Raw genomic sequence first — 13,101 nt, 5'->3', positions numbered from 1 at the left:
AAGGTCAAAGTTTTTAAGGAGGGAGTAATGAAAGGGCGAGGATTGTATTTTCTCTACTATTTTCTCTTGGGTTCGTGTGTGTTTTTTCTATGGACTGCCAGCGGCAAGGCGCAAATCAACCGGGCCAACCTTAATGGGACCGTGACGGACCCGAGTGGGGCGAGCGTTCCGGGTGCAACCGTGGAGGTCGTCGCCCCCGACACCGGTTTCACCAGGCAGGTAACAACTGGGAGCTCCGGGGTTTACAGCATCAACAGTCTGCCTATAGGGACTTACGATCTCACGGTTTCTGCCAAAGGATTTAACACCTTTCGGTCAACGTCGATCCAGCTAACCGTCGGCGAGAACCGAACGTTAAACGCGCAACTGGCGGTGGGCGCCGCCACAACCAGGGTCCAGGTAAGTGCAACGGCCGTGTCGCTCGAAACAAACAATGCCCAGCTCTCGACCGTCGTCCGCTCACAGCAAGTCCAAGAGATTCCGCTCAACGGGCGCGACTGGGCCGGACTGATGACGCTCACCCAGGGAGCGGTGAACCTCGGCGGCGGAGGCCAGAGGGACCTGCGGTTCGTCGGGCGAGGAACAGACGACAATAACTACACCTACGACGGAATCGACGCTACCGGAGTCCAGGAGCAGAACCAGAAGGCTGGCGCGCGCCTGTCCATTTCGCTGGAATCGATCGCGGAGTTCCGCGTGAGCTCGTCCGTCTATACCGCCGACCAGGGCGGCTCGGCTGGGGCCCAGGTCAGCATCGTATCAAAGACGGGGACGAACCAGTATCACGGCGCAGCCTTCGATTTCCTGCGCAACAACGTCTTCGACGCCCGCTCGCCCTTCGATACGGACGTCCCTCCGTTCCACCTGAACCAGTTCGGCGGCGAAATGGGCGGGCCTATCCAGAAGGACCGCACTTTCTTCTATGCCGATTATGAAGGGCTCCGGCAGATCCTGAACTCCACTATTATCGGGTTTGTGCCGAATGCGGCAGTTCGAAACCAGGTGGCGGCCACCTCGCCGGCGCTGACACAGTTTGTCAATTCCTGGCCGGTTGGGCAGACACCCGTCGACGCCTTCACCGACCAAGCGAAATTCGTCGGCCTGAACTCCCAGCAAGAGAATAGCGGGATGGGCCGTCTGGATCATACGTTCAACAGTAGGACCTCCATTTTCGGCCGCGTCAACATTGACGACGCCGTCATCAACTCACCGGCGGATACGGTGGGCGGCCGAGATAATCCACTGTTACGCATCTCCAATTATGTTGTGCAGTTAACGCACGTCTTTTCGCCGACGATCGTTAACGAACTCCGGGGTGGAGTCAACCGCTCTGCCTTGAATCACTTCACCTTTGGAACGTCTCCGACCGCGCTCTTCAACGGAGTAGTGACCTCCACCGGAGTAAGCGTGGGGGGCTTCGATGATCCTAGTGAAACCACACTCGACGAAGAGATTGGCACCACGATTGACGCCTACGACGATTTGACTATGGTCAAGGGCCGGCACACCATCAAAATGGGGATCGGCATTGAGCGCCATCGGCTTAACAATTCGAGCGAGGCTCAATTCGCTAACGGGATATATACATACAACAGCCCGCAGGACTTTATCAACAACGCCGTGGATAATTTCGAATTCCTTGGGGAGTTGACCCTCGGTGGCCACCGGCGCACCTACATCATGCCCTACGCGCAGGATACCTTCAAAGTGCGCCCCAACCTTACGCTCACCTACGGATTACGATGGGAGCATTACACGGTCCTGAAAGAGGTGCATGACCGCCAGGCCGTCGTGACAATTGCATGTGGAGGGTTCTGCCCGAAGGGTACGCCACTGTACTCGCCGTACTATAAGGACTTCGCCCCGCGGCTGGGCCTGGCGTGGCAGCCCGGAGGAGTCTCGGGAAAAACCGTCATCCGCGCCGGGTTCGGGATGTACTTCGAGCCGAACCAGATGGACGACTTCAGCGACGGGCACGAGAGTACGGCCCAGCGATTTCTTATTAAGGCTGCGGACGTGCCGAGCCTTTCGTACCCAGTCTCTCCGGCCCTGCTCACCAATCCTCTATTCTCGCCTAAGGCATGGGACCCGAACCGGAGGGACGGATACTTCGAAGACTGGGACCTCACTGTCCAGCGCATGTTGCCGCATGGGTTTATCGGCCAGGTTGCCTACCAAGGGAGCGAGGGGCACAGGCTGTTCTCCGCCGTTCGGTTCAACCGCTGCGAAAATGGTTCCGCGCTCACTGGCAATTGCGTTCGTCCCATCCCCGGCTTTGGCGAGTTCAATCAGAAAAGAAACCAGGGCAACAGCAACTTCCACTCTCTTCAGGTATCCGTGCAGCGTCATATCACCAGTGGATTGACGTGGGGGACGGAGTACATGTGGTCGCACGGCTTGGCCTGGGGCGGGTTTGGAGCGGGCGAGTATCCGCACGTTGAAGACTATGATTGCATCAGATGTTCCTATGGCAGCTCGGAGATTGACGTGCGCCATTCCCTTTCCGTCAATTCGGTTTACGAGCTTCCGGTTGGCCCGGGCAAGCATTTCTTAAACGCCGGCGGCATGGCCGGAAGGTTGCTCGGGGGCTGGCAACTGAGCGGAATTGCGTCGGCAACGAGCGGCCGCCCGATTGATATCCTGGTAGACCGGAGTTCGACAGATGTGCCCGACGGCGTGACAAGGAATCAGCGGCCGGAACTGGTCCCCGGCGTACCCATTTATCCGGCCAACCGAACAATCAACAACTGGTTCAATCCAGCGGCCTTTGCGGTACCCGCACCGGGCACGCGGGGAAACTTGGGGTATAACGCTGGACGCGGCCCGGGGTACTACGAAATCGACACGGCGCTCGAGAAGAAAACGGCCATTACTGAACGGCTGGCCCTGGACTTCCGGGCCGAAGCTTTTAACCTGTTCAATCACCCGATCTACGGGGATCCGGATGCCAATATCTCGGACGGCGCCTTCGGGACCATTACCGGCCAGTTGAATGACGGCGCCACCGGGATCGGCTCGTCGCGGCGGCTTCAGTTTATGCTACGGCTGGAGTTCTGAGCCGCTTGGGCACGAAGGGACCTCTCGCGGCCATCGGCTCATAATCGCCGATGGCCGCAAGGGCGAGATTATCCGGGGGTTAGAGGAGGAAAATTTTCCTTTGCTACGTCCCTCAGGGGCAAAGGCTCAGAGGCGACTCCGCCGGAATGGGCACAGACCAGTCGGAAGCAAAACTATCGTTCCCCCGTCCCACCCCAGGGCTGCCCTGATTCATTAATGCTAAGCGAACGATGAGTTGAACAATCATAGGAGGGAGTGTGTCAATGTCTCATGGGCAGAACCAAAAGGTTTTAATCAGCCTTGGAATGCTCGGGTTAGGCTTAATCCTCTTGTGGCCGCTATCGCCGGGCTGGTCGAAAAGCGTTGGAGGAAAGTCCAGTGAAACATCGACTGCAAGCCAAACACTTGTTAAAGCTCCTGATGAGACCTGGACTTTTGTGGTGTCGGGCGACTCGCGGAATTGCGGGGATGTGGTGATGCCGGAGATTGCCGCAGGCGCGCAGGCTCACGATGCGGCATTCTACTGGCATCTGGGAGATTTTCGGCTGGGCAGCGACGTTGATCAGGACATGACCAACGAGGAAGGCTACCGGGGGCATCGCATCAGTGTGAGCCGGTACCTGAGCAGCCACTGGAATGACTTCATTCAGAATCAGCTCCTGCCGTTTGGCCAGATGCCGGTGTTTCTGGCCATCGGCAATCATGAGTCGCATTTCAAAACCCGGCAGGATTATATGGTGGAATTTGCCAACTGGCTGAATACGCCCATCATTCAGAAGCAACGGCTGGAGGACAACTCGTTTGACTACGGGCTTCGGACGTATTATCACTGGAAAATCGGAGGCGTGGACTTCTTCACTATGGACAACGCCGGAGACGAGCAGTTCGACACAGGACAGGTGCGATGGTTTGAATCCGCGCTGAAGCGCGATGAGACTGACCCGAACGTGCATACGATTGTGCTGGGAATGCACGAGCCTCTGCCGCATGGCGTCTCTCCCCACAGCATGGACGAGTCTGCCCAGGGAATCGAGAGTGGCTCGCAGGTGTACAAGGACCTGCTGCAAGCCGAGCAGCAGTCGCACAAGCACGTATACGTGATCGCTGCACATCTGCACGCTTACATTGCGGACGCTTACAACACCGAATACTGGAAGACCCACGGCGGCGTGCTGCCGGGATGGATTATTGGTACGGCAGGCGCCTCGCGCGTCAGCCTGTCAAGGATCCTGCCGGGGGCGGGCGAAGCGATGACCAACGTGTATGGGTATATTGTGGGGACGGTGAATCCGCCCGGCAGCGACCCTGGCTCCGTCAGCTTCAAGTTTTACCAGTTGAAGGAATCGGACGTGCCGCGCGCCGTGGTGGACAAATTTACTCCTGAACTCACCCATTGGTGCTTTGAAGAGAACCGCAGCGGCGGCAGCCCCGCGCCAACAGAAAAGTGACGTTGGTCGGCATTGCCGAGTAACTGTTGGGTACAGTTGAAGAAGCGTAAGAGAACAAATGCGGTTTTCGGAGCCATGGCGCTTCTTCTGCTATGTCGTCCTTCGCTCGCGGTGAGTCCCTGGCGTCTCCGGAGAGAAATCAACCGCTGTGAGGCCCTCGCGCCGTCGCCTGCTATTCCGCGGAAAGAGGCGGCGTTCTCTTTAGCAGAAAGATCAAAGTCCCAAGAGAATGCGACCGTCCAGGCTGCTGCTCCTCACCCGTGCGTGCCGGATATCGCCCGGAGTGGCAAGCATAAATCGACTGCTTCCGGCGACAAGGGTAGTGTCCGTGTCCAATCGCCATCGGGCCGTGGCCTCGAAGCGGGATGGGATGGGAGCCATCTCTATATTCGCAGAGAAGGGCGGTTCGAGGTTGACCCGAATGGCTATTTCCAATTTACCTATCGCGGACACGCGGGACCGGCTGCGCCAAGCAATGACTTTATCATGCGCCGTGTCGAACTGGGCATTCAGGGAACGCTCGGACAGCATTACGATTTTGACTTTTCGGTGGAGGCTAGCAATCTCAAAATCTCGCTTTACAATGCGGATCTGCAGATTAATTACAAGCCGGCTCTTCAGTTCAAGATCGGGCGTTTCAAGGAACCCTTTTCTCGTGAAGAGTTGACAAGCTCCAGATATCTCGAGTTTGCCGAACGAGAAATGGTCAACAATTTGGTGCCGGGACAGGGTGCGGGCATCATGGCGCAGGGTTTCCTCTTTGGACGCGACGTGCAATATCAACTAGGAATCTTTGGTGGCAAAGGTCCCCTGGCTGAAAAAGACTCAGTCACTCCGGATGGTGTGTTCCGGCTTCGCATTACTCCGTGGCTAAGCAGCTCCAGCCGTTACTTAAGGGGAATGACCTTCGGCTCTGCATTTGCGGACGGCCGCACGACATACGGCAAAAGCTTTTTGGGATCGACGGCGAGCGGCAGCTTTGTGTTCTTCACGCAGCAGGCCGTGAACGGGGCCGTTACCCGCGAGAATGGAGAATGGGCGTGGCTGATTGGACCGGCTGGTTTTCACGCCGAATATATTCAAAGCCAGCAAGACCGGCACGGACTGGGTTCCAGGGGAGACAACCTGCCTGGCATTACTGCGAAGGGATACTACTTCAGCACCACGTATCTGATAACAGGAGAAAATAGGGTGGAGGACGCCCAGCCGGTCCCGCACTCCCCCGTCTTCGGCAGCCCCCGGAAGGGCTTGGGGGCATGGGAATTGAAATTCCGCTACTCGACACTGCACATGTCGGATGGATCTGAGAGGAACCAGGTGAATACGTTCACCCCGGGTCTCAACTGGTATTTAACCCGCTTCGTTAGGATCATGCTCGACCTTAACGTAGAAGTGCTTGCCAAGCCCGTAGTTATACCGGTGCCTCGACCGTCGGGAGCACTACTCTCAGCCCTGGTTACCACACAATTTCGATTTTGATGCCGGTTTATTTTGACCTTCGCCGGACTCTTACCGATGACAGAGTTCTTCAAAAATGCGCGCGCGCTTAGTTTTTCGAGACATTCTGCTCCATGCCACTCCGCACTCCACCTTCTGCGATTCTTAAAGGAAGTACCGCTCTTTCCCTTTCGCGGCGGTGTATGCATTGTGGGCTGTGCGGACGGATTCCATTTCGGATACTTCCGCAATAGGTACGTCCCACCAGGACTCATAGCCCGGGACACGCTGATTGAGGTCAACTTCCACCACAATGACGGTTGTGCGGGATTCGGTGCGCGCTTGCGCAAGAGCTGCCGCGAGATCTTCCCGTGTCCTGGCGCGCACTGCAACCGCTCCCAGACTGGCGGCATTGCCAACGAAATCGAGTGACATCACCTCACCGTCCAGGCAGCCGTTTCGCCGATAGCGGTACTCGGTTCCAAAACCGCCACTGCCGCAGGCGCGGCTGAGTCCGCCGATGCTTGAGAAGCCGTGGTTGTCAACCACTACGATATTCAGTTTGTAACCTTCCTGAAGCGATGTGACGATTTCCTGAGCCATCATGAGATAAGAGCCGTCTCCCACCAGCACGTAGACTTCACGATCCGGAGCGGCCATCTTGACGCCGAGACCTCCGGCGATTTCGTATCCCATGGTCGAGTAACCGTACTCCATGTGATAACCCTTTGGATTGCGAGAACGCCAAAGCTTGTGGAGGTCCCCGGGGGCGCTTCCGGCGGCATTGACAATAACGTCCCGCGGTCGGATGAAATTATTGATGATACCGATGACCTCTCCCTGGCTAATAGGCGGGCCATCGTGCAGACCGTAAATTCGATCGACCTCCTGGTCCCATTCGGCTTTCAGGCGTTCGAGGCGGGCGCAGTAATCAGTGCTGACGTGGAAATCGCCAAGGGGTTGGCACATCTCTTCCAACACCACTTTAATGTCGGCAACAATCGGAAGCGCCGCATGTTTGTACGCGTCAAACTCTGCGACATTAATGTTAATGAAATTCACATCAGGATTCTGAAAGGCAGTCTTCGACGCGGTGGTAAAATCGCTAAAGCGGGTACCAAGGCCGATCACCAGGTCTGACTCCCGGGCAAAAATATTGGCGCCGGGAGTACCCGTGACGCCCACCGCTCCCAATGACTGATCATGGTCGAAACAGAGAGATCCCTTTCCGGCCTGGGTTTCCACGACTGCGATGCCCGTCTGAGAGGCAAACCGTGACAGGACGTCAGTCGCGTCAGAATAAATGACACCACCCCCTGCAATGATCAGTGGACTGCGGGAGGACCGGATTCGTTCTACGGCCATCCGGATGACCTCACGATCGCCTCGCGGACGAGGCACTCTCCATATGCGCTTCTCAAAAAGATCCGATGGGAAATCGAATGCCTGTGGCTGCACATCCTGAGGCATCGCCAATGTGACGGCGCCCGTTTCGGCAGGCGAAGTCAGGACGCGCATCGCTTCGGGCAATGCGGTCACAATCTGCTCCGGGCGCTGAATGCGATCCCAGTACCGTGAAACAGGCTTAAAGCAGTCGTTGACAGAAAAATCCTGCGAGCCCGGTGACTCCAGTTGCTGGAGTACAGGAGCAACATTGCGCCGCGCGAAAATGTCTCCAGGCAGCAAAAGGACCGGCAGGCGGTTGATTGTGGCCGCCGCAGCGCCCGTCATCATGTTTGTGGCGCCGGGGCCTATCGACGTCGTACAGACCAGTGTTCGCAAACGGTTGCTCATTTTGGCAAAGGCCGCAGCCGTGTGGACCATGGCTTGTTCGTTTCGGCCCAGATAATAGGGGAAGTCGGGGTTCTGCTGAAGAGCTTGGCCAATGCCAGTCACATTGCCATGCCCGAAAATTCCAAAGCAGCCTGAGAAAAACGGGTGAGGTTTTCCGTCTCTCTCGACGTTTTGTTGTTTTAGAAAAGCAATCAGCGCCTGCGCGGTTGTCAACCGATAGGTCATGGCGACCCCCTCCTTTGGTTTCGGAGATGGGCTTGTTATATCATAAGCCCGCGTTGCCCGATATTAGTTTCTGCGGTTGTCGATGCGCTTAGCTAATTAACGCCAGACGTTGTCATGAAAAAAGGCTTGACATCTACATCGGTGCCGGATGATCATACTCGTGTTTTCGTAAAGATTCCGGCTAACCGTTTATGTAATTTCAGTTGTCGAAGCCAGTTTTCGGCTTCAATGGAATATATTGTCGCCGACGCGATCTGCCGCCCTGGCCGGGAAGAGCAAGGTCGGCCATGATAGAGTTGCACCACGCCCGGGAGTGCGTGGTGGTGCCAATGGGCAGAGTTTGGGTTAGTCAAGTTCGGTTGTGGAATCCAGGCGGAAAAATGCGCTTCGAAGTGTCGCTGGCAATAGCGGTCTTCACAGACAGCCAGTTTTGGGCGGTGGCTGTCTTGATGATCGGGGTCAGCTTACTAGTCCTCCTTCATTAACTCAAGGTCGTCGGCGTAGCTGCGTGATGTTGGACAGAAGTTGCCCACCTGTCTCCGCTTTGTGGTAATGGTGTCAACCGGAGGTTAATCTTGATGCCGGTGCAGACCAGTAGATCATTAGGAGCGAAAACTGGTACGCTTCATGGGCTAGGCGTCCTGTGCGGCTTGGCCGCCGCCACGTGGCTAGCCGGCGCGGAGGCGCCTACTAAGCTGGTGGCGGTTGGGTTTTCTCCATTCCTGATTTCGCTGGCGATGGTGTCCGGCGTGTTCGTCGCTCGATGGACACTACCGACGATTCTCAAAGGCACAGTTTATGTCTTCGTCGATCTGCGCCAAAGGGCGCATCTGATGATCTGGGCGGTCTTGGCTGGATCGCTCTGGGCTGTAGGAAACACTTTAACCGTTTTTGCGGTCCGCGATGTGGGGCTCTCCATTGCATTTCCTCTGTGGAATATTAACAGTCTGGTGGGGGTATTCTGGGGCTGGTTTTTCTTCAGAGAACTTCGAGGTGCGGGGATCGGGAATTGGGTCAAAGTCGTGGGAGGGGCCATTGCGATTCTGGGTGGTGCTGTCCTTCTTGGTTACGCCTCCTCCCAGGAAAACTCGTCCTCCCCGCACAGGGCTCTGCTTGGAATCGCATTCGCGGTCGCCGCGGGTTTGATGTTCGGAACCATGTACATTCCGTATCGTAAAGCTTACTTGAGCGGCACAAACCCGATTTCGTTCGTAACCATTTTCACGGTCGGCGAGCTCATTACGATGTCGGCGCTTGCGTTGACGTTTCTCGGCGGCGCAAGTAGAGTACTGAGTGACCTCAGGGAGGCGAAGACAGCGCTTTTCTGGCTATTTCTCGGAGGGTTCTGTTGGGTAGTGGGAGACCTTTTCCAGAATTATGCCGCCAAATATATTGGCATAGGCCGGGGTGTTCCCCTTTCGAATACGAACCAACTCTGGGGACTTGCCTGGGGAGCTCTTGTATTCGGTGAATTTGGCGGCAGCGGTAGCGCGACACGCTGGCTGGTTCTTGCCGGCTCCATGACCATGATCGTTGGGGCGGTAGCCATCAGCATGGCCGCGGCCCCTGCGGCTGAACAGGCTTCCACCCAAGAAGCCATCGCGCGTGAGTGTCTCCGCTACGGCTTGAGTCTTGAAGACGCGCAGGCTTCCCAGCGAGGGGAAGACATTGTTGCCCGTGAGGTTCCCGCTCGCCGATGGTGGGACGGACTAATTGTAGTTGCCGCTGTGGCGGTCTTTGTCTGGCTGGGATCTCTTGCCACAATTCCACCGATCGGGATGAAAATGGGTTGGATGGTCGGACTAGTCCTGGCCATGCTGTTGTTCCTGGTGATTTGCGGGTGGGTCCTGTGGAAACGTACCGGGTTTTCATAAAGGATTATCCCAACAGGGATAACTGTCAGATGGGACCGCCGATCTTTAGTAAGGCTCCCAAGTCCTAAGCGGTTAGCAACGAAGCGATTCAGGCTGAAGAGGTGATGCGTCGTGGAGCAACTAGGTACAGCCGTTGTCGGAGTGGGGACGCTGGGCAAACGGCATGCGGAAAACCTCCGGCGAAAGATCCCAGAGGCAAGGCTCATCGCGGTGGCCGATGCGGACGGCAGGCGTGCCGCGCAGGTGGCGGCGGAATTGGAGATCCCACAATATTACGACAAGCTGGAAGGCATTCTCGAACACAAAGAAATTCGCGCCGTTGTCATCGCCGCGCCTTCGAAATTCCATGGAAAAGCTATTGAGGAGGCGGCAGTCCATGGAAAGCATATCTTCTGCGAGAAGCCGCTGGCCCTCTCGAAGGAGGACGCAGACAAAACTCTGGCTGTTGTAACCAAAGCAGGAGTCCAGCTCCAAATCGGTTTCATGCGCCGGTATGATCCGGCCTATGCCGCGGCCCAGCAGCAAATCGAGGCCGGGGAAATCGGGGATCCCGTGATCTTCAAGTCAGTTGCGCGCGATCAGCAGCCTCCTCCCCCAGCTTTTTTTCAAGGAGGCGTAAACGGGACCATCTTCAGCGATGTGGCCATCCATGACTTTGATTTGGCCCGATGGATGATGAAAGACGAAGTGGCTGGAATCCACTCATACGCTGGATTGCTGGCTTGTCCTGAGCTCGCACGCTTCGGCGATGTTGATGCGACATTGGTTAATCTGCGTTTTTCCCGCGGAGGGATCGGAAACATAGAGGCTTTTCGCAAGGCGACTTATGGCTATGACATTCGTACCGAGGTTTTGGGGACAAAGGGCGCTGTGCATGTGGGCTACCTGCGCCAGACCGCCTTTCATGTTTTGACCAGGGATGGCATCAGGCAGGACATCGTAAACCATTGGCTGGTTCGCTTTGCCGACGCTTATCTGGAAGAGATGCGTGACTTTGTTCGGAACGTTATCGCCGGCAAGCCGGTGCGCGTCACGGGCCAAGACGGACGGCAGGCTCTGATCGCCGCTCTGGCGGCGGAACAATCGTTTCGAGAATCGCGCCCGGTGGAGGTTTCTACAGAGGCGGGGCCAGCAAGCGTGGCTGGTATGTGACTCCCCTTAAGGTCTCGGGCCAGGAGATTGTAGAATGACCCTGCGAATCGCGAGTGCTCCTGTGAGCTGGGGAATTACTGAGTCGATTGCTTTTCCGCCCGAGTATCCGTATTCACGCGTGCTTGACGAAATTGCTGAGGCAGGGTACGCCGCAACCGAGCTGGGCCCGTATGGCTTTTTACCTACGGACCCGTCAGCCCTGCGACAGGAACTGCAGCAGCGCAATCTGGAGCTTTGTTCCGCCTTTGTTGCCTTTCCTCTGGGGAAGATCGAAGCGCATCGCGACGGATTGACTCACATCGAGCGAACAGCCGTCCTAACCCGCCAAGCTAGTTGTCGCTTGCTGATTCTTTCTGACGAAGTCTGCGCTGAACGGTCCGCAACCGCCGGACGCACCGCCGAGGCCACCCGTCATTCCTGGAGTGATTCGGAATGGCAAATCGCTACGCAGGCGATCCGGAGAGTTACTCAGCTATGCATGAGCCATGGAATGAGAGTTGCCTTTCATCACCATGTGGGAACACACGTCGAAACTCCCAACGAGATTGATCGACTTCTAACCATGTTTTCTGGCGACGAATTAGGATTATGCTTGGACACTGGCCATTGTGTATATGGAGGAGGTAATCCCATTGATTTGTTAGAACGGTACGGGAGACGGGTCCTCTGTGTACACCTCAAGGATATTTCTACGAGCCTGCTGAATTCCGCCCGCTCGAAGGAACTGGATTTCCATGCAGGGGTGCGCCACGGGGTGTTTGCGCGGCTCGGCGAAGGGAATATAGATGTTACAAGAGTTCTTGAGGCCTTGCGGGACCTGCAATTCCAAGGCTGGGTTGTCGTTGAGCAGGATGTGCTGGCTGGGGGACGAGGTGCCGACACGCCGTCGGCGAACGCCAGTGCCGCAAGGCGTTTTCTATCGCAACTGGGGTATTGAAGGATGAAAAAAGGCTTAAGTGAGGCTGAACGGTCTGATTTCAAGGCTGGTGGTTTCAATGCAGAGGCATATTTGCCAGCGAACTTATTCGAAAGGATTACAGACCTCAGGATCGATCATCCGGAGTTGATCGAACAGGAGGCTCGAAGAAGAAAGAAACGCCCACAACTGTGTAGGGATGGAAAGCTGGTTTTGGTGGCACTGGACCATCCCGCACGGGGCATTACACGGATACGTGATGATGATCTAGCAATGGGCGACCGTTACCAACTGTTGGCGCGGGCACGTCGCCTTTTGTCAGATCCAGACCTCGACGGAATAGTGGCCGCGAGTGACGTGCTAGACGAGCTCCTGCTCCTAAGTTCTCTCGAACGTCAGCGAAGGAGGCAGACGTTCCTCGATTCGAAAGTCATCGTTGGGAGCATGAATCGAGGCGGCCTGGCAGGATGCGCCTTTGAAATGGAAGACAGCTTCACATCCATTACGGCACAGCGTCTTGCCGAATTGGGCTGTGACGGCGGCAAAATGCTTTACCGTTTGGATCCATTGGACCCCGCATCGGCCCGGACCATTCTGGCCTGTTCACGGGAATTGAATGAATTGCGACGGTGTCAGTTGACCGCATTCCTGGAGCCACTCGAAGTTGTTCGGGACGGGAATGGTTATTGCGTGAAAACGGATTCGGCGACTCTCGTTCGACAGTGTGGCATTGCCACGGCGCTTGGTGATTCCTCGTCCAATCTGTGGCTGAAGCTCCCATATTGTGAGAACTTTGGTTCGGTGGGTCGGGCGACGACGGTGCCTATTCTGTTACTTGGCGGACCTCCACGCGAGAGGCCATCTGACACGCTTGGGGATTTTTCGGACGGCTTTGCTTCGAGTACTCGCGTCCGCGGCGCGATCATCGGTCGCAACTTGCTTTTTCCTGGAAAACATGAGGACCCATTGCCAATGTGTCGCGCCTTGACCTCGATGGTCCACCGCGGTGTCAAGTTAGAAGAAGCGATTTTGAATCTTAGGAAGTCCGGTTCAAATTCCCCCGTCCTTCAGAGAAAGCACGTTCGCGGAGTGCGCCAATAAGTTTGTTGAGGGAACATGATGGATGTGTGTGTTTTGGGAAGGATTGGCTATGATTTGTACGCAGTAGAGCACAATCGTCCTCTCGCTCAAGTGGAAC

Annotated in this window: 8 protein-coding genes; 7 read left to right on the top strand and 1 reads right to left on the bottom strand. The window is 56.3% G+C overall.

What is annotated here, in order from left to right:
- Window positions 1-27: 27 nt before the first annotated feature.
- The 3 genes from VFQ24_14950 to VFQ24_14940 all read left to right on the top strand — a co-directional run bounded on the left by VFQ24_14950 (window position 28) and on the right by VFQ24_14940 (window position 5,984).
- A complete protein-coding gene (locus VFQ24_14950) occupies window positions 28-3,057 on the top strand; it encodes a TonB-dependent receptor (GenBank protein ID HET9179653.1) in 3,030 nt (1,009 codons plus the stop codon).
- Window positions 3,058-3,533: 476 nt separating this feature from the next.
- Window positions 3,534-4,505 (top strand): metallophosphoesterase, encoded by a 972-nt coding sequence (locus VFQ24_14945; protein ID HET9179652.1) that lies wholly within the window; start codon window positions 3,534-3,536, stop codon window positions 4,503-4,505.
- A gap of 264 nt (window positions 4,506-4,769) precedes the next feature.
- Complete coding sequence (locus VFQ24_14940; protein HET9179651.1) at window positions 4,770-5,984, top strand: porin; 1,215 nt, start codon at window positions 4,770-4,772, stop codon at window positions 5,982-5,984.
- A 123-nt stretch (window positions 5,985-6,107) separates the two neighbouring features.
- Here VFQ24_14940 and iolD read toward each other — a convergent pair whose 3' ends face one another.
- Complete coding sequence (gene iolD / locus VFQ24_14935) at window positions 6,108-7,961, bottom strand: 3D-(3,5/4)-trihydroxycyclohexane-1,2-dione acylhydrolase (decyclizing) (protein HET9179650.1); 1,854 nt, start codon at window positions 7,959-7,961, stop codon at window positions 6,108-6,110.
- A 698-nt stretch (window positions 7,962-8,659) separates the two neighbouring features.
- On the opposite strand from iolD, the gene VFQ24_14930 reads away from it, so the two are divergent.
- The 4 genes from VFQ24_14930 (at window position 8,660) to VFQ24_14915 (ending at window position 13,004) form a co-directional block, all read left to right on the top strand.
- Window positions 8,660-9,835, top strand: coding sequence for a GRP family sugar transporter (locus VFQ24_14930; GenBank protein HET9179649.1), 1,176 nt, complete (start codon window positions 8,660-8,662; stop codon window positions 9,833-9,835).
- Between the two features lie 111 nt (window positions 9,836-9,946).
- Complete coding sequence (locus tag VFQ24_14925) at window positions 9,947-10,987, top strand: Gfo/Idh/MocA family oxidoreductase (GenBank protein ID HET9179648.1); 1,041 nt, start codon at window positions 9,947-9,949, stop codon at window positions 10,985-10,987.
- Window positions 10,988-11,021: 34 nt separating this feature from the next.
- Entirely contained in the window at window positions 11,022-11,924 is a 903-nt protein-coding gene (locus VFQ24_14920; GenBank protein ID HET9179647.1) for a TIM barrel protein, read from the top strand.
- Window positions 11,925-11,927: 3 nt separating this feature from the next.
- Entirely contained in the window at window positions 11,928-13,004 is a 1,077-nt protein-coding gene (locus VFQ24_14915; protein ID HET9179646.1) for a hypothetical protein, read from the top strand.
- Window positions 13,005-13,101: the final 97 nt, after the last annotated feature.

Source organism: Terriglobia bacterium (assembly GCA_035712365.1).
In the GTDB taxonomy this organism is placed as follows: domain Bacteria; phylum Acidobacteriota; class Terriglobia; order UBA7540; family UBA7540; genus SCRD01.
This window is presented reverse-complemented; position numbering and strand designations above follow the sequence as displayed.